The following is a 22,377-nucleotide window of genomic DNA, read 5'->3' on the forward strand; positions in this document are numbered from 1 at the left end:
AAAAGGGCGACAGGCGCATAACGGCCTGCCTTCAATCGGCTCTCAGTCCTGCTTCAGGACCCACAACAGCTCGTGACGGCGCACGGCCTTGCGGAAGAATTCGTTCTCGCCATAGGGCGATGGACTACGGCCCGCCAGCAGTTGCTGCAACCACCTACGCACTCGACGCTTGAACGGCGCTGGCGGCTGCAGGTCGTGCATCATGCCCAGGGCCATGGCCTTGTCCTGCTGCTGGCTCAAGGCGAGGGCGAAACTGCACGGCACCAGCTCCACAGCACCATCGAAACGTGGCGGCAGCGCCACGCCAGCGCCGGAATCGCCCATTGGCCAGCGGTCGTTATCATGCAGGTGATTGGCGTAGCCGAGCAATGTGTCGGGCTGCCACTCCAGGCCCTGCAAGGCTTCCAGCACTGCCGCGTGGGCGCAGATATGGTCGGCGTGAGGGTCAAGCAACGGCGTGGGCAAGACGATGACCTGGGGCCGCGCCTTGAGCAGCAGCGCCCGCAGGTCGGCGATCAGGTTATGCCAGGTCGGTGCACCATCAGCATCGCCAGGCAGGGCAAAACCATTGAACTGGCGGAACAGCCGCGTATCGGCCAAACCGGCTTCGCGGGAGGCTTGAGGCTGATCTGGCGCGGCCTGCATGGCTTGCAATTGCATGCAGAAGTACCCCAACTGCACGCACTGCGCCTCGGGCACGCCCGCCCAGCGGGGCACGGCGACGCTGTCCCAGGCCCGCAAACGGCCCTTGAGGCGCGCAGCTTCAGCCTTGGGCAGGCCCATGTGCTGATAATGCTCAGCTTCGATTTCACCGGCCGTCAGCGTGACGATCCAGCTTTCAGTCGCCTGGCTGTAAAGGCTGAACGCAGCCAGCTCGGCATCGTCGGCATGGGGCGCGATCACCATCACACGTTGCTGGCGATAGTCCGGCTGGCGAAAGCGCCACAGCGTCGGCTGCCCCTTTATCCGGCAAAAACGCCCGCGCAATTCGAGCTTGCCCGCGGCCAAGGCTTCGGCGGCGCCGGTCAGGTTCAGATAACGCCGCCCAGCGACGCCGCGCTCGAAGGCTTGCCGGTCCGGGCTTTGCAGGCCCAACAGGTCCACCGCAGGGTCGAAGAAACGCCCCAGCCAGGTACTTTTCAACTCAATGCCGACGATCAGGGTTTCATCCGCCGCCAACTGCGCATCCAGCAACAGCCGGCCCGCCTCCAGGCGCAAGCCGGGCTGTTCGTTGCCGGCCGGGAACGCGTACTCATAGCTGTCTTTGGGCGAGTAAAACAGGTGATCGGCAAACCAGGCTTCATGGGCGGCCCACAGCAGCACCGCAAGGATCAGCGGCAACCACCAGGCGACCAGTACGCCGGTGGCGACCAACACCAGCACGCCGATCAATAGCGCAATACGCTTGTTACGCCGATGGCGCTTGAGCAGTTGCTGTTTACGGCTCATACACTGAACACCGGCACCGGGTTGCACCAGCGCTCCTTGTATTCACGGTCGGAACGCCCGAAGGAGAAGCGCAGCGACTTGTTCGCCACCCGCGCCTGCTCCCAGGCACCTTGGGTATTGAGAAAACTCAGCACACTGCCAGGGCTGAATGCACGGGTTTCAGGGTCGACGCCGCCATTGACATACTCGGCACTGAACCATTCGTTGGACTGCACCTGATACACCAATTGCACTGCAATCGGCGCGTCGTTCAGAAACAGCACCGAGCCGAACAGGAATTCCTTGAGCAACTCCAGCACCTCGGCCAGACGCGCCGCGCCCGCCGCCGGGAAGCCCCAACGACGCTGGAACAGGTCGCAATAGATCGCCGCCAGTTCTACGCTGGAAAACTCACTGACCGCCCTTACCAAGCCGCCCGCCTCTTCCAACAGGCGCAGTTCACGCCGCTGGTTGTAGCGAAACTTCTTCGACAGGTCTTCGGGAGTACGCGCCATGGCCAATTGCTCGGCCTGGGGCTTGAGGGTGCTCACGCGCCCTTGATTGAGCGTCGACAGGTAGCGCGCACGATGCCGCAACGGCACCTGCGCATCGGCAGCAATCGGCAGGATGATCTCGGCGTTGCCAAGGTCAAACAGGCCTTTCTTGCCGCTGCGCTTAAGCACATCCTTGGACAGCGCCAGGTCGCGCCCCCAGGTGGCGATCGCCCCCTTGAGTTCACCACCGTGCTCCCAGCCCAGGTAGCGCACAGGTATCTGCGCCAGCCCGGCCAACCGTTCGATCACCTGGGGATGGGTCGCCACACTGCCGCCGTAACGCTGCCAGGCCTGGGCGTAAACCTCGGCCTCGACAGGCGCCCAGCCACGTTCACGCCAGCCCTGGAAGCGGTTCAGCATTTAAACCACGGCGTCATAAGGGTCCACGCCATCCTTGACCACCAGGATGTCTTCCATGATCAGGTACTGCAGGTCCGAGCCGAAGAACATGTTCAGCGCGTCGGTCGGCGAGCAGATCATCGCTTCGCCACGACGGTTGAGCGAGGTGTTCAGGGACACGCCGTTACCGGTCAGCACTTCCAGCTCTTTCATCATGTCGTAGTAGCGCGGGTTGTACTCGCGCTTGAGCACCTGGGCGCGGGAAGTACCGTCTTCGTGCACCACTTCCGGTACACGGGTCTTCCACTCTTCGGCGACTTCGAAGGTGAAGGTCATGAACGGCGCAGGATGATCGACCTTGATCATCTGCGGGGCAACGGTGTCGAGCATCGACGGGCAGAAAGGCCTCCAACGCTCGCGGAACTTGATCTGGTGGTTGATGCGATCCGCCACGCCGGTCGCACTCGGGCAACCGATGATCGAACGACCGCCCAAGGCACGCGGGCCAAACTCCATGCGGCCCTGGAACCAGGCTACCGGATTGCCGTCGACCATGATCTTGGCAATGCGCTTAGGCATGTTCTCGATCTTGCGCCAGTTCGGCTTGCTCTCGTGCTTGGCGCACGCGGCGATCACGTCTTCGTTGCTGTAGGACGGGCCGAGGTAGACGTGTTCCATCTTCTCGACCGGTACGCCACGAGCATGGGACACGTAGGCCGCCGCACCGACGGCGGTGCCGGCATCGCCGGAAGCCGGCTGTACGAACAGCTCTTTGACGTCGTCACGGGCAATGATTTTCTGGTTCAGCTTGACGTTCAGCGCACAGCCGCCGGCGAAGGCCAGCTTGCCGGTGTCCTTGAGGATGTCGCCCAGGTAGTGGTCGATCATCTGCAAGGCCAGTTTTTCGAACAGCGCCTGCATGCTGGCTGCATAGTGGATGTACGGTTCGTCGGCGATGTCGCCTTCGCGTTTCGGCCCCAGCCACTCGATCAGTTTTGGCGAGAAGTAGAACCCCTTGCCCTTCTCTTTGTAGCGGCGCAGGCCGATGACGTTGGCGTAGTCGGTGTTGATCACCAGCTCGCCGTTTTCAAAGGAGGCCAGGCGCGAGAAGTCGTATTTGCTGGCATCGCCGTACGGCGCCATGCCCATGACCTTGAACTCACCATCGAGCATCTCGAAACCGAGGAACTCGGTGATTGCGCCGTACAGGCCGCCGAGGGAGTCCGGATCGTAGAATTCCTTGATCTTGTGGATCTTGCCGTTTTCGCCGTAGCCAAAGAAGGTAGTGGCGTACTCACCCTTGCCGTCAATGCCCAGGATCGCGGTTTTTTCCTGGAAGCCCGAGCAGTGGTAGGCGCTGGATGCGTGAGCCAGGTGGTGTTCTACCGGTTCAATCTTGATTTTCTTCGGATCGAAGCCCAGTTGCTCCAGGCACCAGACGATCTTGTTGCGATAGCGCTTGTAGCGACGGTTGCCCATCAGGATCGCGTCAAGGGCGCGGTCCGGGGCGTACCAGTAACGCTTGGCGTAGTGCCAGCGCGCCTCGCCGAACAGGCTTATCGGGGCGAACGGGATCGCCACCACGTCAACGTCCGAAGGCTTGATGCCAGCCTGCTCCAGGCAGAACTTCGCCGACTCGTAGGGCATGCGGTTCTTTGCATGTTTGTCGCGTACGAAGCGCTCTTCTTCGGCGGCCGCAATCAGCTTGCCGTCGATATACAGGGCTGCGGAAGGATCATGGCTAAGGGCGCCGGACAGGCCAAGAATCGTCAATGCCACTGGGGTCTAGCCTCTTTTAGTCTGCATGCAGGCGCATCGCGCCTGAAAAAAGTGTGTTTCCCGCCGGGGCGGGAAACAGCTAAAGGGCGGGATTATAGCTTAAAAGCAGAGGGAAGCTGTTAGCGACAAGCGCCGAGAGGGGCTAGCGGAAGATCTCGATGCTGCCGTCCTTGTTCTGGCGGTAGATCGTATAAGGCAGCATCAGGGTGTCCATGACACCAGAGGCGACAAATTCAATCGCGATGATCGGGAAGGCATTGCCTTGGCGATCCAGCAGGTTTTGGTCCTTCAGGCTTTTATCCGGTGCGGGCTCGCCATTGAGGGTACAAAAGCCGTAGATCACCCCACTGTAGATACGCGGCACGTTTTCGCAGTGGCTGCGCGACTCCTTGAGATTCTGGCTGGCCACGGCATCCGGACGGAAGACGGTATTGATCGTTCCGCAACCGGAGGCCAATAACAAGGTTGAAACCAGCAGGACTCTGAAACCACGACTCACGAACAACTCCTTTCACTAAATAGATGGGCTGGGCACGTGCTCTTATATCCATAGGCTTATGAACGGCCTGGACGCCAATAGATGCTGATATTACCGTCGGCCGATTGTCGATAAATCGTATAGGGTAAAACCACCGTATCGGCAACCGCGGACACCGCAATATCCACGAGCACGAATGGTATGAGGAACCCGGTGGGGTCCGGGGCCGCGTGCAGCATGCAAAAATCAAAGGCCACACCGCTGTACGCGCGGGGAATGGATTGGCAATAGGTTTTTACGAGCCTGAGCTCACGCGCCGTGTCGCCCTCTTTGCGCATGACGCTATTAACCGTTCCACAGCCGCTTAATAACAGCGCAGCGACGCTTATACACAGCGCAGCCATTATTTTTCTTGTCATATCCTAGCCTCGCAAACGGTCAGCCAAGCTAGCACCGAGAGATTGGCTCATTCATCTGAGAAGCGCCGCCGCATTGCGTAAGAAAAATCCGAAATGATAAAACCTACCTGACTGTTTAAACTTGCGCACTTTTTGCGCGCCTTCGCTATGCGTGCCCAAGACTCTGGCTGCCTCATGAAAAAAACGCACGCTCGCTTTTTCCTCTTGCTGCCTGGCCTGCTGGCCTTGAGCAGCACAGTGCAAGGCGATGACTCGCCACTAACCCTCGCCCCCACCGTCGTCAGCGGCTCGCGCAGCGCCAGCCCGACGTTCGATTTGCCCTATTCCGTGGACGGCATCAACCGCGAGCAGATCAGTGACGGCCAGCTCGGCATCAACGCCTCCGAAGCCCTGTCCCGCGTGCCCGGCCTGGTGGTGCAGAACCGTCAGAATTACGCGCAAGACCTGCAGATCTCGTCCCGAGGCTTCGGCGCCCGTTCAGCATTCGGCGTGCGCGGCATCAAGCTGATCGCCGACGGCATCCCCGCCAGTACCCCGGATGGCCAGGGCCAGGCCGCGACGTTCAACCTCGACACGGCCGAGCGCATCGAAGTGCTGCGCGGCCCGGCGGCGACGCTGTATGGCAGCAACGCCGGGGGCGTGATCCAGATGTTCTCCCGCGACGGCGAGGGCCCGCCGCGTATCGGCGCCGAAACCCTGGTGGGCAGCGACGGCCTGAACAAGAACCACCTCAGCGCCGAGGGCGCGGTGAATGGCGCCGGGTTTGTGCTCGATGCCTCGCGCATGGACACCAACGGCTACCGCGATCACAGCAGCGCGCGCCGCGACCAGACCTTCGCCAAGCTCAATGTCGAGCCCGATGACGACAGCAAGCTGGCATTGATCTACAGCAGCCTGGAGCAGAACGGTACGCAGGATCCGCTGGGGCAGACCTGGGCAGCGTACAAGGCAGACCCGCGCTCGGTAAGCGCCAATGCGCTGAACTACAACACGCGTAAAAGTATCGATCACCAGCAATTGGGGATGAATTACGAGCGGTATTTCGGTGGCGCGACCTTGCAGGTCAATGCCTACACCGGGCGGCGCAGTGTGATTCAGTACCTGTCGATCCCCAAGGGCACGCCCGCCAACGAACGCGGCGGTGGCGTAGTGCAATTTGATCGAAAGTTCTACGGCGGCAGCGTGCGCTGGCTGCAGCCCATCGAAAGCGCGCCTGGCGAGCTGACGATCATTACCGGCCTGGACTTCGACCAAAGCGAAGACAGCCGCCATGGCTATCAGAACTACAGCGGCAACACCCTCGGCGTGAAAGGCCAACTACGCCGCGACGAAATCGACACGGCTCGCAGCCTCGACCCGTATATCCAAGCCAACTGGGCCCTCGACCGCTGGACCCTGCAAGCCGGCGTGCGCCACAGCACGATGCAAATGGACGTTGACGATCAGTTCCTGAGCAATGGCGACGCCAGCGGCAACAAGACCTACCAGAAAAACACCCCTTCGATGAGCGTGATGTACGCGCTCACCCCCGACTTGCACGCCTACATCAGCGCAGGCAAAGGCTTTGAAACCCCGACTCAGGCCGAGCTGGCCTATGCACCGGGCAACGCCGAGGGCTTCAACTTCGGCTTGAAGCCGTCTGAAAGCACGCAATATGAAATGGGCGTGAAAGCGCAACTGAACAACACACGGATCAACGCCGCCATTTTCCAGATCACCACCGAGGACGAACTGGTGGTGCAGCAATCCATCGGTGGCCGTACCAGCTACCAGAACGCCGGTCGCACGTTGCGCCGCGGCTTCGAACTGGGTGTTGAAAGCCAGCTGAGCGACCATTGGAGCACCAGCCTGGCCTACACCCGCCTGCACGCAACCTACGACAGCGACTTTACCAGCGGCGCCAACACCATCGACAAAGGCAACTACCTCCCCGGCGTGCCACAAACCACCCTGTTCGCCGAACTGAACTGGAAACCACGGGACTGGGTCAGCACCGCCATCGAAGGCATGTACCGCAGCAAGGTCTACGTAGAAGACACCAACCAACAACACGCCGCGCCGGCCTACAGCGTCTTCAACTGGCGCGCACGGTTTGAGCAGAAGGTAGAGCACTGGACCTTTCACCAGACCCTGCGCCTGGATAATCTGCTGGATCGTCAGTACGTGGGGTCGGTGATTGTGGGGGATGGCAATAGCCGCTATTACGAAGCGGCGCCGGGGCGCTCGTGGTATGCGGGGGCTGGAGCGCAGTACCAGTTCTGAATGCAGCGCCTGGACGGGCGCCATCGCGGGCAAGCCCGCTCCCACATTTTGACCGCGTTCACAGATCAAGTGTGGGAGCGGGCTTGCCCGCGATAGGTTTAACTGCCGACACCCGCCTCTTTGGGCAACCGCTGATCAATCACGCGATACAACGCACTGCCTTGCGGCCAGTTACGCATAAACCTTGCACGGTCTTTGGCATAGGCCGGCGCAAAGCTGGCAGCGGAAGAGTGCTGACACATCGCATCCAGATCAATCATCGCCCAGCGCCCGTCGCTCCAGAACAGGTTATGGCCTTTGAAATCCCCATGGCTGATGCGCTCGCGGATCAAGTCGGCAAACAGCTGGTCCAGCGCCTGCAACTCGCTCTCGGGCGCCTCGCCGCTCTCCACATACGGCGCAAAGCGCTCGATGATGTCCGGCCCAGGCAGGTATTCGGTGACCAGATAGGCGCGGCTGCGCAACCACAGGAACCGTTTCTCCAGCACCGCCAGCGGCTTGGGTGTGGCGAAGCCCAAGAAGGCCAGGCGGTTGCCTTCGCGCCAGGAGTGCCAGGCGCGGCTCGGGCGCCAGAAGCGCTTGAGCCAATGGGCAAAACTCTTGATGTTGTAGCGCTTGATCACCAGCGGCCGGCCGGCCACGTCGACCTTGGCCACGCTCGCCGCGCCACCGGTCTTGTACAGGTGACCCTGGTCGAGCAACGCATCGGCCTGCTCCAGCACCGGCACCATCGCGGCTTCTTCTTCGCGGCGGATCGCACGCAAGCCAAAAGGGCCGCGCACCACACTGAACAGCGTGCATTCGCGGCCGGTCTTGTCCAGGTAGTCTCTCAAGCGCCAGGCGCTGACTTTACGCACCTGTTTTTCCAGGGCTTGCATTGGCAAGGCGTGTTCGCCGTTGGCCAGCAAGTAATACACCAGCAACTCCTCGGTAAAGGGCTCGAGGTTTTTCGGCAGTTGGGCGAAGAACACACCGAGGTTCTCCAGCACTCGATTGCGCGATAGCGCCTTGCCCGCCTCTTCGACACGAATGCCGGCGCCATCGATCAGATACAGCTTGCCATCCTTGCGTAGCAAGTTGTCCAGGTGCAGGTCTTCTTGCCACAGGCCCTTGGCATGCATCTGGGCGATCGCGCCCAGCGCTTCGGCGAGCACAGCGGTTTGTTCGTCCGCCAACGGCGGCAGGTTTTCGACGGCGAGCCAAGCGTCGGACAGGCTTTGGGCCCCCTCGATAAATTCAAACAGCAGCCAACCACCCTCGCCGTCCTGCAAGCCATCGGCCAGCAGCAACGGCGTGGTCAGGCCTTGCTCAGCCAACAGACGCACACCCGTGAGCTCACGCTGAAAATGCCGCGCCGCCTTGCTGCCCACCAATAACTTGGCCAACACCGGGCGACCACGCCACACGGCGGCACCCACGTAGCGCTGCCCCGGCAACACCCGCAGCAGGCTCAACAATTGCAATTGCCCAGGGCCGGCGGCATCCGCCAGGTCGAGGGTCAGTGGCAGGCTGGGGGTACGCCCAGCCGATTTCAGCTCGGATAAACGCATCAGCGGTTCTCCTTGTGGCTGCGGCGCGCGGTCAGGCGCTGGTGCCAAGTGGACACCAGGGCACCGTCCTCGGGCTGCTCAAGGTACGCCGCCAGCAGTTGGCGCACCTGCGCATCCGACCATTGCGGCGCACGGCGCAGCAGCGGTTCCAGGTCCTTGACCCGGTCACGCCAGCCAAACAACAGCGGGCGGGTTTTCTCCAGGTCGATCAACTGTGCGGCATACCCCTCACCGGCAGGCTGCAGGAAAATATGCTTGGGGTAAAAACAGCCATGCACCTGCCCGACGCTGTGCAGATGACGCGCCAGCTTGCCGCAGGCCAACAGGATCGCACTGTGCTGGGCTGCGCTCAATTGCGCCCACTGCTCCAGCAACGAATCCAGGTCATTCCAGCCATCCAGCGCACGGGTGAGCAGCATCGCCCGGCGCTCACCCTTGACCTTGCGCTCTCCGAAGAACGCCGCTTGCAGGGCCGGGATGCCGAGCTTTCGATACAGGCTGATGTTGCGAAACTCGCGGGCAAAACTCGGCTCGCCAAACGGCCGGTGCAAGGTGCGTGTGAGGTAGTTGCTCTGGCGCTTGAGGTAGTAGCCTTGCCCCTCAAGCTCCAGGCGATACACGCTGCTCCAACCGTCGCCGCTGGTGTTCGGCTCGTCCACCGCATCCAGTTGCTTGGCCCACAGGGCGTCGAAGGTCGCCAGGCCGTTGCGCTCAAGCAGAGCGCGGTCTTCAGCCGCCAGGAAGTCACTCATTCGCGTCCCTCGAAAAACTTCACCACATGGCGAATTCGCTGTTTGTCCGACGCGGTCAGGTGCGCGCGCTGGCGATATTGCAGGTAGAAACGCAGGCGCTGGGTGGCCGACAAGTGATACTTGGCGACTTTGTCCAGGCAGGCCAAGTCCTTGGTGATGCGGTACTTGAGCCAGAAGCCGCGCCAGAAATCACCGTTGGGGCAGTCGATCAGGTACAGGGTGCGCTGATCGTCCACCAGCAGGTTGCGCCACTTCAAGTCGTTATGGGTGAAGCGGTGATCGTGCATGGTGCGCGTGTATTCGGCGAGCTGGCGGCTGATGCCATCGACCCACCGGGGGTCTTTGAGGCGCTCATCGTGACGCTCGGCCAGCACCGACAGATCTTCGGTCTTGGGCAGTTCACGGGTGATCATGGCGCCACGGTTATAGGCCAGGCCCTTGCGGTCCAGGCCCCAGGCCACCACGTCGGCGGTGGGGATGCCCCACTTGGCGAAACGCTTGAGGTTCTGCCATTCGGACTTCACCCGCGGCCGACCCAGGTAACGACGCAGGCCCTTGCCGGCACCTACGTAGCGCTTGACGTAATAATTGACCCCGCCACGCTCCACCCGAATCACTTCCGACAACGGGTCGCGGGTCAGCCGCTCGCCTTGCAAGGCGAACACCGCGTCCAGGCTTCCAAAGTCATCCGCCAGGGCGGCGTAGGCAGGTTCCAGATTCCAACCCGCCATCAGATTGCATCCCCGTATCGTTGTTTACGCGCATACAGCTTTGCTGCCATGCGTTCCAGCGCAGACAACAGCGCGGTTTGCTCCGCCAGGATCTGGCGCAGCGGCTGCTGGAAATAGGCCTTGAGAAAACGCAGCTTGTCGCGCTGGGTCAAGCCGATCTCCAACGCGGAGTAATACAGGCCGGCCAAGTCTTTGTTGCGCCAGCGCACCGGGATCGTCGCACGCACCTGGGCACGGTGCAGGTCGATCACCGACAGCTTGAGGTTGTCGACACTGATGGGCCGGTCGGTGTGCAGCAGGAAATGGCAGAGGTAGCAGTCACGGTGGTTGACGCCACCGCGGTGCATCGCGCCCACGGTACGCGCCAGCTCAAGGGTCAAGGCATGCTTGATCGCCGGCACGGGCGGTTGCTTGACCCAGTCGAGGGTCAGGTCTTCCAGGCTGATGATGGGGGTCAGTTCCTGGGTGATGATGAACGAGTGCTGGTCGGCCGGGTTGCTGCCTTTTTCACCGAACGCCACGGCGGTCATGGTCGGTACACCAAGCGCCTGCAAGCGCTGGATCGCCACCCACTCCTGGCCCGCGCCCAACACCGGCAATTTGGCAGTAACCAGGTTCTTGAGGATTTCGCCCCAGCCGATCCCACGGTGGATCTTCACAAAATAAGGCTGGCCCTCGACCACCGTACGCAACGTACGGCGAGCGGCCAGCTCGCGGAACACCAGGCCTTCCAGCTTCTCGACCTCGGCGAACGCATCGCGTCCGGCCCAAAGGGTCTTGAAGGGTTCGGCTAGAATCAACTTCATCGGTTTGGCTCCGCCAGAATCAGGTCCGCAGCGTACTGCGGCATGCTAAAGAGGTCGGCCGTCTCGGCGAAGGCCAGACCATTGCGACTCCAGGTCGCACGCGCTTGTGGGTCGTCGAGCATATCGACCAGATACTGGTTGAGCTGGGTTTGCTCGAACGGCTCGTCCAACACCCGGCCGCTCTGGGCCTTGTCGATGTAGAACGCATAGCCGCACACCTGGCTCACCAGTACCGGGAGGCCGGCGACCACCGCTTCGACCAGCACCATGCCGGCCGCCTCGTTGTACGCGGGGTGAATCAACAGGTCCGCCCCCAGCAGGAAACGCGGAATATCATTGCGGCCCTTGAAGAACTGCACCTGGTCGCCCAGGCCCAGCGCCGCGCTCTGCAATTGGAATACTTTGGGGTCGTCCTGGCCGATTACAAATAGCCGGGTACGTTTCTTCAGCCGCGAAGGCAGTGCGGCCAGCGCCTTGAGGCTGCGGTCGACGCCCTTGGTCTTGAACCCCGAACCGATTTGCACCAACAGCAAATCGTCTTCGGCCAAGCCGAATTCAGCGCGGAACTCGGCGCGGATCTCGGCGGCGTTCGGCGGGGCGCGGCGGTCGCGGGCAATACCCGGTGGCAACAGGTGAAAACGCTCGGCCTGGGTGCCGTAATACTGGGTAAACAGCTGTTGCTGATGCTCGGACAACACCATGATCTGCGTCTTGGCGTTTTTATCGAACACGGCGCGCTCGTATTCGGCAAAGTGCTTGTAACGCCCGAACCAGCGATACATCGGGTTGCGCAGGGTCTGGGCCTTGTCCTCGAACACACCGTCGGCGGCAAAGTACAGGTCCAGCCCCGGCATCTTGTTGAAGCCCACCACGCGGTCCACTGGGCGCTTGGCCAGGTCGGCCTGGATCCAGGCGTAGAGCTTTTCGTTGCGGCGGTGGTTGACCAAGGCCTTGACCGGCGCCACCAGCACCTCAAAGCCTGGCGGGATATCACCTTCCCAGATCAGGGTGTACACCCGAATGCTGTGGCCGCGCTGCTGGCATTCCAGGGCGATGCGCATGAAGTCGCGCTGCAAGCCACCGAAAGGAAAGTACTTGTACAGAACAAAAGCCAGTTGCATCAGTGCTGCTCCTCGGCCAGTAACAACGTGCTCAGCCGGCTTGCGACACGCTCAGGGTTCAAGCGCGTGAAGCACAGGGGCGACTCGCGGGCGATGTCGAACCGCCGCAGGTCGCCGGCAGTGGGTTGATAAGTGCACTGTTTTTGCAGGCAAGGCGCACACGGCCAGTCGCTGGCCAAGTGAATCTGGCCCTTGCCGTAGGCACCGGTGAGGCCTGGGTTGGTGGGGCCGAACAGGGAAATGGTCGGCACGTCCAATGCCGCCGCCAAGTGGCCAAGGCCGGTGTCGACGGCCACGCAGGCACGGGCGCTCGCCAAGACACGGGCAACGCCCGCCAGGTTGAGCTTGGGCAACACTTCGGCGTTGGGCAGGCCGAGGGCCAGGCGTTCGGCCCGCGCCTTTTCGGCGGCGTTGCCCCACGGCAGCTTTACGTCCACGCCCAGGCGGCCCATGCGTTCGGCCAGCTCGCGCCAATAGGCTTCGGGCCAGTGCTTGGTGTCCCAGGTAGTACCGTGCAGCAGCAATACGAACGGTTTTTTCGGCGGCAGGCCGAGCAGCTTTTCAACGCTCAGGCCGTAGTCGCCCAGGCGTTGGGGCAGGTCGTAGCCCAGCGCGACGGCGAACAGCTGGCGCAAGCGCTCCACCGCATGCTGCCCACGGGCCACGGCCAGGCGCCGGGAGTAAAAGCGCGCAGCCAGGGGTTCACGCGCAGAATCTTTGTCGAAGCCAGCGATGGGCGCCCGCACATAGCGCGTCAGCCAGGCGCTTTTGAGCAAGCCCTGGGCGTCGATCACCAGGTCGTATTTAGTCGACTGCACCGCCTGCTTGAAGCGCCGCCATTCGCCGCTCTTGACGGTTTGCCAGAGGTTCTTGCGCCAGCGGCGAATCGCCACCGGAATCACCTTATCGACCGCCGGGTGCCAGGTTGGGATTTCGGCAAAGCCTTCTTCCAACACCCAGTCGAACCGAATGCCGGGAATCGCCCGTGCTGCATCAGTGAGGGCCGGCAAGGCATGGATCACGTCGCCCAGGGATGAGGTCTTGATTACCAGAACCCGCAACTCAGTGAACCTCGACCACGTCGCCCTGCAAACGCTGCAAGGCATCGGTTACCGCCTGGGGCAGCAACTGGCGCAGGCAGTTGTAGTGGCCGAAACGGCAGGTACGCTCAAAGCACGGACTGCAATCCAGGCCCAGGCGTACCACTTCGACCTTGTCGGCCAACGGCGGAGTGAAGCCTGGGGATGTGGAGCCGTATACGGCCACCAGCGGACGGTTCAGCGCCGCCGCCACATGCATCAGGCCGGAATCGTTGGACACCACCGAGTCGGCGCACGACAACAGGTCGATGGCCTCAGCCAGGGACGTGTCGCCACTGAGGTTCACCGCTTCTTCACGCAGGCCGGGTATAAGGCGCTGGCGAATGTCTTCGCCCACCGAATGATCGTTCTTGGAACCGAACAACCACACCTGCCAGCCTTCGCGGATCTTGGTTTCAGCGACTTTGGCGTAATGCTCCGACGGCCAGCGCTTGGACTCGCCAAACTCGGCGCCCGGGCACAAGGCCAATACGGGCCGATCCAGGGTGAGGCCGAACTTGGCCAGCGCCGCGTCGCGGGTCACCGGGTCGATCTGCAAGCTGGGGCGTGGGTACGGCTTGGGCAGTTCAGCACCCGGCTCGTAGGCCAAAGCCATAAAGCGTTCGATCATCAACGGGTAACGGACTTTATCCAGGGTGCGTACGTCATTGAGCAGCACATAGCGAAACTCGCCGCGCCAGCCGGTGCGCTTGGGAATACCGGCAAAGTACGGCACCAGCGCCGACTTCAGCGAGTTAGGCAGCAGGATCGCCTGGTCGTACTGGCCCGCCATGGATTTGCCGATGCGTCGGCGGGTCGCCAACTCCAGGGCACCGTGGCCGAGCGGGAAGCTCAAGGCCTTGCGCACCTCGGGCATGCGCTCAAGGATCGGCCGGCTCCACTCAGGGGCGAGCACGTCGATCTGGCAGTCTGGATAGCGCAGACGCAGGCACTGAAACAGTGTCTGTGCCATCACCATGTCACCGACCCAACTGGGCCCAACGATCAGAATATTCATGTAGTTTCCACAAACGATGCGGGGAGGCCTATGCCTCCCCGCCTCGATAATGACTGTAGATCGCGGTGCGCCAGGGAGCATCTTTATGTGGGAGCTGGCTTGCCTGCGATCGCATCACCTCGGTATCCCTGATAAACCGAGGCGCCTGCATCGCGGGCAAGCCCGGCTCCCACATCAATCCGCATCCCATATAAAAATCGGCGTCGCCAATCAGTCGAGTTTCAATTTAAGCCCAGCGCCTGCCAGATTCGCATCACCTGTCGCCGCTCGTCGGCGAACTGGTCCCCGGCTACCGTACCGGCCTCGTTCTGCAAAGCCTGGCGGTGCGCGGCTGAGCGGTAAGCCTTGTACACTTCTCGCAGCAAATGGGCATCGGCGGCGGGCATCAGCCCGACCTGCTCCAGGCCCTCCAGAATGCGGATATTGTCGGTGTAGCGCAGCAACGATGGATGTTGCGCAGACCACGCCAAAGCCGCGTATTGCACCATAAATTCAATATCGACGATACCTCCGGCGTCCTGCTTGAGGTCGAACAGCGCCGTGGCCTCGAAGGCATTGGCGCCCCTGCCGGCCGTCGTGGCCTTGGTGCCCAGGTTGTCACGCATCTTGGCACGCATCTCGCTGACCTCCTGGCGCAGCTTCTCCAAGTCCCGCTCACGCCCCAACACGTTAGCCCGTACCTGCTCGAACGCCTGGCCCACATCCTGGCTGCCCACCAGTACCCGCGCGCGGATCAGGGCCTGATGTTCCCAGGTCCAGGCTTCATTTTGTTGATACCGATCAAACGCCCCCAGGGAACTCACCAACAAGCCCGATGCGCCGGAAGGTCGCAGGCGCATGTCCACTTCATACAGCTGGCCGGAGTTGGTCTGGGTGGTCAGCAGGTGAATGATGCGCTGGCCCAGGCGTGTAAAGAATTGCGCGCCATCGATCGGCTTGGCACCGTCCGTCTCGGCCTGGGGGTCGCCGTCATGGATAAACACCAGGTCCAGGTCCGAACCATGCCCCAGTTCGATGCCGCCCACTTTCCCATAACCGACAATGATGAACCCAGGATCGCACAGGGTGCCGTCCAGTCGCTGCGGCGAGCCGTGACGGGCGACCGTCTGGCGCCAGGCCAAGGCCAGCACTTGTTCAAGAATCGCTTCGGCCAGCCAGGTGAGGTAGTCGCTGACCTTCATCAACGGCAGGCTGCCGGCGATTTCCGAGGCGGCCACCCGCAGGCGGTGCGCCAGTTTGAAATGGCGCAAGGCCTCCATCTGTTGCTCAAGGTCATCTTCTGGAATGCGCGTGAGGCGCTCGCGCAACTCAGCGGCCAGCTCCGGCGCCAGCGGCGGCTTGAACAAGCGGCCTTCGTTGAGCAATTCATCCAGCAACAGCGGGAAACGGGTGATCTGCTCGGCGATCCACGGGCTGGCTGCACACAAGGTCAACAGGCGGCGCAAGGCGTCGGGGTTCTCGGTCAGCAACACCAGGTAGGCCGAACGCCGGGCCACGGCTTCCACCAGCGGCAACACGCGCTCCAGTACCAGGTCGGGGTTGGCATGTTCAACGGCCTGGGCCAGCAGGCGCGGGATAAACGCATCCAGGCGCTCACGCCCCAGGCGCTGCATGGCGCGCAACTGCGGGCTGGCACGCAGGCTGGCCAACGCCTTGAGGGCCTTGGGGGCATCGGTGAAACCACCTTCACTCAGTTGACGGCACGCCGCGTCGTCATCCTGGGATTCCTCCCACAGTGGCAACCATTCACCACCGACCACCAATTCGCTTTCTTCGCCTTCTTCCTCATCAGGGTCGGCAATCACCTGGCGAAAGTGCCAGTCCACGCGACCACGCCAGTACATCAGGCGCTCGTGGAACGCGGCCCAGTCACTGAAGCCAAGCATAAAGGCAATGCGCGCCTGGTCTTCGGGGCTGTCCGGCAGCATTTGCGTCTGGCGGTCGGCAATCGCCTGGATCGCATGCTCGGTGTAGCGCAGGAACTCGTAACCGCTGCGCAGCTCGCTGATCACCGCTGCGGGCAAATAACCCTGGCCTTCCAGCGTGCCCAGCACGTTCAACAGCGGGCGTTGCTGCAGGCTGAGGTCGCGGCCGCCATGGATCAGCTGGAATGCCTGCGCGATAAATTCCACCTCACGAATGCCGCCCGCGCCCAGCTTGATATTGTCGGCCATGCCCTTGCGCCGTACTTCCTGCTGGATCAGTTGCTTCATGGTGCGCAGCGCTTCGATGGCCGAGAAGTCCAGATAACGGCGGTAGACAAACGGGCGCAGCATGTCGAGCAGTTGCGCGCCAGCCGCCTGGTCGCCGGCCACCACCCGCGCCTTGATCATGGCGTAGCGCTCCCAGTCCCGGCCCTGGTCCTGGTAGTACTGCTCCAGCGCGTTGAAGCTCAGCACCAGGGCGCCGGCCGAACCGTAGGGGCGCAGGCGCATGTCGACGCGGAAGACAAAACCGTCGACGGTCATCGGGTCCAGGGCCTTGATCAGTTTTTGACCCAGGCGAATAAAGAACTCCTGATTATCCAGGGCGCGCTTCACGCCCACCGTCTCGCCGCCCTCGGGGTAGGCGAAGATCAGGTCGATATCCGACGACAGGTTCAGCTCCACTGCACCGAGCTTGCCCATGCCGAGGATGACCATGTGCTGCGCCTCGCCGCTGCGTGCGCCGGTCGGCGTGCCGAACTGGGCGCAGTGGCGCTGGTACAGCCATTGATAGGCCTGGTCGATGCAGGCGTCGGCCATGTCGGACAGATCGCGACAGGTTTGCACCAAGTCGGCCTGGCGTGTGAGATCGCGCCAGATGATGCGCACCTGCTGGCGCGTGCGTTGGCGGCGCAGCACGCGGCCCAGTTCATCTTCTGTTTCGGCCTGTTGCACGGCACCGGCTATCTGGCTGCATAGCTCGCCGGGCGCAAAGCCGCGGTCCAGCTCGCCCCAGGCCACCAGCTCCAGCAACATCAAAGGGTCACGAACACTCTGTTCAATGACGAAATCACTGGCGGCGCACACGCGGGCGAAGTCGGCCCACCGTTGCGGCGCCCACGCAGAAAGGCCATGATCGTCATCCAGCGCGGCCACCGCGTCACGAAATGACTGCTCGGCCCGGTTGGCGTAAGGCAACAGAATGGCCGGCAGTTCGGCCAGCGTTGGAAGGCTCATGGTCTATCCTTGATCGGCGTGTAAATGGCGTGTAGTTGTGAAGGCAAGAGCCATGCCCGGTGAAGGACTGTCGAACAAAGGTTAGAAATAGCTGAAATTAAATTAATCTTGGCAGGCAACATCAAAGTTTCACCTTTTCTTGTTCGCAATAGACCAACAATAACGATTATGCTCACCAGCAAGACCGAGCCATACGCTCAGTCTTGTGTAGTTTTACTACTCGTATATACATTCGAAAGGCTGAAATGGCCGACGATTTGTAGTAAAACTACAGGACGCCGAAGCAACCTTCGGCCATCCAAGAATTTATGTCGTCTGCCCACAAGGCCAGTCGCAAACTTCAGGCAACCGATTCTGGTAGCCTTTCCGCCCTGGAGCAAGCCATGCAAGACCTCGATCCCGTCGAAACCCAGGAATGGCTGGACGCCCTGGAATCGGTTCTCGACAAAGAAGGCGAAGACCGTGCTCACTACCTGATGACCCGTATGGGCGAACTCGCGACCCGCAGCGGCTCGCAACTGCCTTACGCCATCACTACGCCATACCGCAACACCATCCCCGTTACCCACGAAGCACGCATGCCTGGCGACCTGTTCATGGAACGCCGCATTCGCTCGCTGGTACGTTGGAACGCCATGGCGATGGTAATGCGCACGAACTTGAAAGATTCGGACCTGGGCGGTCACATCTCCAGCTTCGCTTCCAGCGCAACCCTGTATGACATCGGCTTCAACTACTTCTTCCAGGCCCCGACCGACGAACACGGCGGCGACCTGATCTACTTCCAGGGCCACACCTCGCCAGGCGTCTACGCCCGTGCGTTCATGGAAGGTCGCATCAGCGAAGAACAAATGAACAACTTCCGCCAGGAAGTCGACGGTCAGGGCCTGTCGTCCTACCCGCACCCTTGGCTGATGCCTGATTTCTGGCAGTTCCCGACCGTTTCCATGGGCCTTGGCCCGATCCAGGCGATCTACCAGGCACGCTTCATGAAGTACCTGGAAGCCCGTGGCTTCATCCCTGAAGGCAAGCAGAAAGTCTGGTGCTTCCTCGGCGACGGCGAGTGCGACGAACCGGAATCCCTGGGCGCCATCTCCCTGGCCGGCCGCGAGAAGCTCGACAACCTGATCTTCGTCATCAACTGCAACCTGCAGCGCCTCGACGGCCCGGTTCGCGGCAACGGCAAGATCATCCAGGAACTCGAAGGCGTGTTCCGCGGTGCTCAGTGGAACGTGACCAAAGTCATCTGGGGCCGTTTCTGGGACCCACTGCTGGCCAAGGACGTCGACGGTATCCTGCAACGTCGCATGGACGAAGTCATCGACGGCGAGTACCAGAACTACAAGGCCAAAGACGGCGCGTTCGTTCGCGAGCACTTTTTCAACACGCCTGAACTCAAGGCCATGGTTGCCGACCTGTCCGACGACGAGATCTGGAAGCTCAACCGTGGCGGCCACGACCCGTACAAGGTCTACGCGGCGTACCACGAAGCGGTCAACCACAAAGAACAACCCACCGTCATCCTGGCCAAGACCATCAAGGGTTATGGCACCGGTGCCGGCGAAGCGAAGAACACCGCGCACAACACCAAGAAAGTCGATGTCGACAGCCTGAAGTTGTTCCGCGACCGCTTCGACATCCCGGTCAAGGACGAAGAGCTGGAGAACCTGCCGTTCTTCAAGCCAGAGTCAAACAGCGCCGAAGCCCGCTACCTGAGCGAGCGTCGCAGCGCACTGGGCGGTTTCGTACCACAGCGCCGCGCCAACAGCTTCAGCGTACCGACGCCAGACCTGAGCACCCTCAAGGCTATCCTTGACGGCTCGGGCGACCGTGAAATCTCCACCACCATGGCCTTCGTGCGCATCCTGGCGCAGCTGGTCAAGGACAAGGACATCGGCCCGCGCATCGTCCCGATCATTCCGGACGAAGCCCGTACCTTCGGTATGGAAGGCATGTTCCGTCAGTTGGGCATCTACTCCTCCGTCGGCCAGCTCTACGAGCCAGTCGATAAAGACCAGGTGATGTTCTACAAGGAAGACAAGAAGGGCCAGATCCTCGAAGAAGGCATCAACGAAGCGGGCGCCATGAGCTCCTTCATCGCTGCCGGTACTTCGTACTCCAGCCACAACCAGCCAATGCTGCCGTTCTACATCTTCTACTCGATGTTCGGCTTCCAGCGTATCGGCGACCTGGCCTGGGCCGCTGGCGACAGCCGCACCCGTGGCTTCCTGATCGGCGGCACCGCCGGCCGCACCACGCTGAACGGCGAAGGCCTGCAACACGAAGACGGTCACAGCCACATCCTGGCTGCCACCATCCCGAACTGCCGCACCTTTGATCCAACCTACGGCTATGAGCTGGCGGTGATCATCCAGGACGGCATGAAGAAGATGACCGAAGAGCAGCAGGACGTTTTCTACTACATCACCGTGATGAACGAGTCCTACCAGCAGCCAGCCATGCCGGCCGGTGTGGAAGAAGGCATCATCAAGGGCATGTACCTGCTCGAAGAAGACACCAAGGAAGCGGCGCACCACGTACAGCTGATGGGCTCCGGCACCATCCTGCGTGAAGTGCGTGAAGCGGCGAAGATCCTGCGCGACGAGTTCAACGTCGGTGCCGACGTGTGGAGCGTTACCAGCTTCAACGAACTGCGCCGCGACGGCCTGGCCGTGGAGCGCAGCAACCGCCTGCACCCTGGCCAGAAACCAGCCAAGAGCTACGTCGAAGAGTGCCTGGCCGGCCGTAAGGGTCCAGTCATTGCCTCTACCGACTACATGAAACTGTTTGCTGAACAAATTCGCCAGTGGGTCCCGTCCAAGGAATTCAAAGTCCTGGGCACCGATGGTTTCGGCCGCAGTGACAGCCGCAAGAAGCTGCGTCACTTCTTCGAAGTCGACCGTCACTTCGTGGTGTTGGCAGCCCTGGAAGCCTTGGCTGACCGTGGTGAGATCGAACCCAAGGTGGTGGCTGACGCTATCGTCAAGTTCGGGATCAACCCGGAAAAACGCAACCCACTGGACTGCTGAGGAGATTTTTTGTGAGCGAACTCATTCGCGTACCTGACATCGGCAGCGGTGAAGGTGAAGTAATCGAGCTGTTTGTGAAGGTCGGCGACACCGTCGAAGCCGACCAGAGCATCCTGACCCTCGAGTCGGACAAGGCGAGCATGGAAATCCCTGCTCCCAAGGCCGGCGTGGTCAAAAGCCTGAAAGTGAAGCTGGGCGACCGTCTGAAGGAAGGCGACGAACTGCTGGAGCTGGAAATCGAAGGCGCTGCTGATGCAGCCCCTGCGGCCGCTGCTCCGGCCGCCGCTGCACCTGCACCTGCTGCTGAAAAGCCTGCCGCTGCCGAGGCTGCTCCAGCCCCGGCCGCTGCACCGGCCGCCGCGACCGTCCAGGACATTCACGTCCCGGACATCGGTTCGTCGGGCAAGGCCAAGATCATCGAGCTGCTGGTCAAGGTCGGCGACACCGTCGAAGCCGACCAGTCGCTGATCACCCTGGAGTCCGACAAGGCTTCCATGGAAATCCCGTCGCCGGCTGCCGGCGTGGTGGAAAGCATCGCGGTCAAGCTGGAAGACGAAGTCGGCACCGGTGACTTCATCCTCAAGCTTAAAGTACAAGGTGCTGCGCCAGCCGCCGCACCAGCACCAGCACCGGCTGCTGCTCCGGCTGCCAAGGCTGAAGCGGCACCTGCCGCTGCTACCCCTGCACCGGCCGCAAAAGCCGAAGCTGCGCCCGCCCCTGCGGCTGCCGCACCTGCGCCAAGCGGTGCCAAGGTTCACGCCGGCCCAGCCGTGCGTCAGCTGGCCCGTGAATTTGGCGTCGAGCTGAGCGCTGTTGCAGCCAGCGGCCCTCACGGCCGTGTGCTGAAGGAAGACGTGCAGGTTTACGTCAAAGCCATGATGCAAAAAGCCAAGGAAGCTCCGGCTGCCGGCGGCGCTACCGGTGGTTCGGGCATTCCGCCGATCCGTACCGTAGATTTCAGCCGCTTCGGCGAAATCGAAGAAGTGCCGATGACCCGCCTGATGCAAATCGGCGCGGCAGGCCTGCACGCCAGCTGGCTGAACATCCCGCACGTGACTCAATTCGACCAGGCCGATATCACCGACCTGGAAGCGTTCCGCGTTGCGCAGAAAGCCGTGGCCGAGAAGGCCGGCGTGAAGCTGACCGTGCTGCCACTGCTGCTCAAGGCCTGCGCGCACCTGCTCAAGGAACTGCCGGACTTCAACAGCTCGCTGGCGCCAAGCGGCAAGGCGATCATTCGCAAGAAGTACGTGCACATCGGCTTTGCGGTCGACACCCCGGATGGCCTGCTGGTACCGGTCATCAAGAACGTCGATCAGAAGAGCCTCCTGCAACTCGCTGGCGAAGCGGCTGCGCTGGCTGCCAAGGCCCGCGACAAGAAGCTCACCCCGGACGACATGCAGGGCGCCTGCTTCACCATCTCCAGCCTCGGCCACATTGGCGGCACTGGCTTCACGCCAATCGTCAACGCGCCGGAAGTGGCGATCCTGGGTGTGTCCAAGGGCACCATCCAGCCTGTGTGGGACGGTAAAGCGTTCCAACCCAAGCTGATGCTGCCACTGTCGCTGTCCTACGATCACCGTGTGATCAACGGTGCTGCGGCTGCGCGCTTCACCCAGCGCCTGAGCCAGCTGCTGAACGACATCCGCACCATCCTGCTGTAAGTCGCAGGGCCTTCCTTTTACCTGGAAGGCCCTTGCCACACCGATTTCCGAGCGCCACGCTCGTACCTCAACCCCGCCACTTGGCGGGGCTTTTTTTGCCTGTATTTTGTAGGAGCGAGCTTGCTGTGGCGAGGGAGCTTGCTCCCGCTGGAGTGCGAAGCGCTCCCAAGATTTTGGGGCCGCTGCGCAGCCCAGCGCAAGCAAGCT

At 61.8% G+C, this 22,377-nt stretch carries 16 protein-coding genes; 3 read left to right on the top strand and 13 right to left on the bottom strand.

Annotated features, from left to right (window positions below; translation table 11 throughout):
- Positions 1–42: 42 nt before the first annotated feature.
- The 5 genes from HU730_RS10870 to HU730_RS10890 form a co-directional block, all read right to left on the bottom strand.
- Positions 43–1,449, bottom strand: coding sequence for a PIG-L family deacetylase (locus tag HU730_RS10870; protein ID WP_186526783.1), 1,407 nt, complete (start codon positions 1,447–1,449; stop codon positions 43–45).
- Positions 1,446–2,342 (bottom strand): GNAT family N-acetyltransferase, encoded by an 897-nt coding sequence (locus HU730_RS10875; RefSeq protein ID WP_186526782.1) that lies wholly within the window; start codon positions 2,340–2,342, stop codon positions 1,446–1,448. Before HU730_RS10875 ends, HU730_RS10870 begins: the two co-directional genes overlap by 4 nt.
- Complete coding sequence (locus HU730_RS10880; protein WP_014716634.1) at positions 2,343–4,100, bottom strand: carbamoyltransferase; 1,758 nt, start codon at positions 4,098–4,100, stop codon at positions 2,343–2,345.
- Between the two features lie 142 nt (positions 4,101–4,242).
- Positions 4,243–4,599, bottom strand: a complete 357-nt coding sequence (locus HU730_RS10885) for a YceK/YidQ family lipoprotein (RefSeq protein WP_034125622.1) — start codon at positions 4,597–4,599, stop codon at positions 4,243–4,245.
- A gap of 56 nt (positions 4,600–4,655) precedes the next feature.
- A complete protein-coding gene (locus HU730_RS10890; RefSeq protein ID WP_127880472.1) occupies positions 4,656–4,982 on the bottom strand; it encodes a YceK/YidQ family lipoprotein in 327 nt (108 codons plus the stop codon).
- A 189-nt stretch (positions 4,983–5,171) separates the two neighbouring features.
- Here HU730_RS10890 and HU730_RS10895 point away from each other — a divergent pair, with 189 nt between their 5' ends.
- Complete coding sequence (locus tag HU730_RS10895; protein WP_186526781.1) at positions 5,172–7,259, top strand: TonB-dependent receptor; 2,088 nt, start codon at positions 5,172–5,174, stop codon at positions 7,257–7,259.
- A 98-nt stretch (positions 7,260–7,357) separates the two neighbouring features.
- Here the strand turns inward: HU730_RS10895 and HU730_RS10900 are convergent, their stop codons facing one another.
- The 8 genes from HU730_RS10900 to glnE form a co-directional block, all read right to left on the bottom strand.
- Positions 7,358–8,809 carry a lipopolysaccharide kinase InaA family protein gene (locus HU730_RS10900; protein WP_186526780.1) on the bottom strand — a complete coding sequence of 484 codons (1,452 nt, stop codon included), beginning with the start codon at positions 8,807–8,809 and terminating at the stop codon, positions 7,358–7,360.
- Positions 8,809–9,561: a lipopolysaccharide kinase InaA family protein gene (locus HU730_RS10905; protein WP_034125618.1), complete on the bottom strand. Its 753-nt coding sequence runs from the start codon at positions 9,559–9,561 to the stop codon at positions 8,809–8,811. The genes HU730_RS10900 and HU730_RS10905 overlap by 1 nt, the downstream gene beginning before the upstream one ends.
- Positions 9,558–10,292: a lipopolysaccharide kinase InaA family protein gene (locus HU730_RS10910; RefSeq protein WP_003187993.1), complete on the bottom strand. Its 735-nt coding sequence runs from the start codon at positions 10,290–10,292 to the stop codon at positions 9,558–9,560. The genes HU730_RS10905 and HU730_RS10910 overlap by 4 nt, the downstream gene beginning before the upstream one ends.
- A complete protein-coding gene (gene rfaP, locus HU730_RS10915) occupies positions 10,292–11,098 on the bottom strand; it encodes a lipopolysaccharide core heptose(I) kinase RfaP (protein ID WP_186526779.1) in 807 nt (268 codons plus the stop codon). The genes HU730_RS10910 and rfaP overlap by 1 nt, the downstream gene beginning before the upstream one ends.
- On the bottom strand, positions 11,095–12,219 hold the full coding sequence (locus HU730_RS10920) for a glycosyltransferase family 4 protein (protein ID WP_014716627.1): 1,125 nt from the start codon (positions 12,217–12,219) through the stop codon (positions 11,095–11,097). Before HU730_RS10920 ends, rfaP begins: the two co-directional genes overlap by 4 nt.
- On the bottom strand, positions 12,219–13,280 hold the full coding sequence (gene waaC, locus HU730_RS10925; RefSeq protein ID WP_186526778.1) for a lipopolysaccharide heptosyltransferase I: 1,062 nt from the start codon (positions 13,278–13,280) through the stop codon (positions 12,219–12,221). Before waaC ends, HU730_RS10920 begins: the two co-directional genes overlap by 1 nt.
- A gap of 1 nt (position 13,281) precedes the next feature.
- Entirely contained in the window at positions 13,282–14,316 is a 1,035-nt protein-coding gene (gene waaF, locus HU730_RS10930; protein ID WP_186526777.1) for a lipopolysaccharide heptosyltransferase II, read from the bottom strand.
- 221 nt (positions 14,317–14,537) lie between these two features.
- The gene (gene glnE / locus HU730_RS10935; protein ID WP_186526776.1) at positions 14,538–17,477 is read right to left on the bottom strand and encodes a bifunctional [glutamate--ammonia ligase]-adenylyl-L-tyrosine phosphorylase/[glutamate--ammonia-ligase] adenylyltransferase; all 2,940 of its coding nucleotides are present in this window, start codon (positions 17,475–17,477) and stop codon (positions 14,538–14,540) included.
- A 383-nt stretch (positions 17,478–17,860) separates the two neighbouring features.
- Here glnE and aceE point away from each other — a divergent pair, with 383 nt between their 5' ends.
- Both aceE and aceF read left to right on the top strand, forming a co-directional pair.
- Positions 17,861–20,506, top strand: coding sequence for a pyruvate dehydrogenase (acetyl-transferring), homodimeric type (gene aceE / locus HU730_RS10940; RefSeq protein ID WP_186526775.1), 2,646 nt, complete (start codon positions 17,861–17,863; stop codon positions 20,504–20,506).
- An 11-nt stretch (positions 20,507–20,517) separates the two neighbouring features.
- Complete coding sequence (gene aceF / locus HU730_RS10945) at positions 20,518–22,170, top strand: dihydrolipoyllysine-residue acetyltransferase (protein WP_186526774.1); 1,653 nt, start codon at positions 20,518–20,520, stop codon at positions 22,168–22,170.
- The last annotated feature ends 207 nt before the right edge of the window (positions 22,171–22,377 follow it).

Origin of the sequence: Pseudomonas sp. SWRI22 (genome assembly GCF_014268395.2) — a bacterium.
In the GTDB taxonomy this organism is placed as follows: domain Bacteria; phylum Pseudomonadota; class Gammaproteobacteria; order Pseudomonadales; family Pseudomonadaceae; genus Aquipseudomonas; species Aquipseudomonas paracarnis.

Coding starts and splice junctions, on each gene's coding strand:
- HU730_RS10900 (WP_186526780.1), bottom strand. CDS start 8,809: ATGCGTTTATCCGAGCTGAAATCGGCTGGGCGTACCCCCAGCCTGCCA.
- HU730_RS10875 (WP_186526782.1), bottom strand. CDS start 2,342: ATGCTGAACCGCTTCCAGGGCTGGCGTGAACGTGGCTGGGCGCCTGTC.
- HU730_RS10870 (WP_186526783.1), bottom strand. CDS start 1,449: ATGAGCCGTAAACAGCAACTGCTCAAGCGCCATCGGCGTAACAAGCGT.
- HU730_RS10920 (WP_014716627.1), bottom strand. CDS start 12,219: ATGCAACTGGCTTTTGTTCTGTACAAGTACTTTCCTTTCGGTGGCTTG.
- HU730_RS10895 (WP_186526781.1), top strand. CDS start 5,172: ATGAAAAAAACGCACGCTCGCTTTTTCCTCTTGCTGCCTGGCCTGCTG.
- rfaP (WP_186526779.1), bottom strand. CDS start 11,098: ATGAAGTTGATTCTAGCCGAACCCTTCAAGACCCTTTGGGCCGGACGC.
- aceE (WP_186526775.1), top strand. CDS start 17,861: ATGCAAGACCTCGATCCCGTCGAAACCCAGGAATGGCTGGACGCCCTG.
- HU730_RS10905 (WP_034125618.1), bottom strand. CDS start 9,561: ATGAGTGACTTCCTGGCGGCTGAAGACCGCGCTCTGCTTGAGCGCAAC.
- HU730_RS10890 (WP_127880472.1), bottom strand. CDS start 4,982: ATGGCTGCGCTGTGTATAAGCGTCGCTGCGCTGTTATTAAGCGGCTGT.
- HU730_RS10910 (WP_003187993.1), bottom strand. CDS start 10,292: ATGGCGGGTTGGAATCTGGAACCTGCCTACGCCGCCCTGGCGGATGAC.
- glnE (WP_186526776.1), bottom strand. CDS start 17,477: ATGAGCCTTCCAACGCTGGCCGAACTGCCGGCCATTCTGTTGCCTTAC.
- waaF (WP_186526777.1), bottom strand. CDS start 14,316: ATGAATATTCTGATCGTTGGGCCCAGTTGGGTCGGTGACATGGTGATG.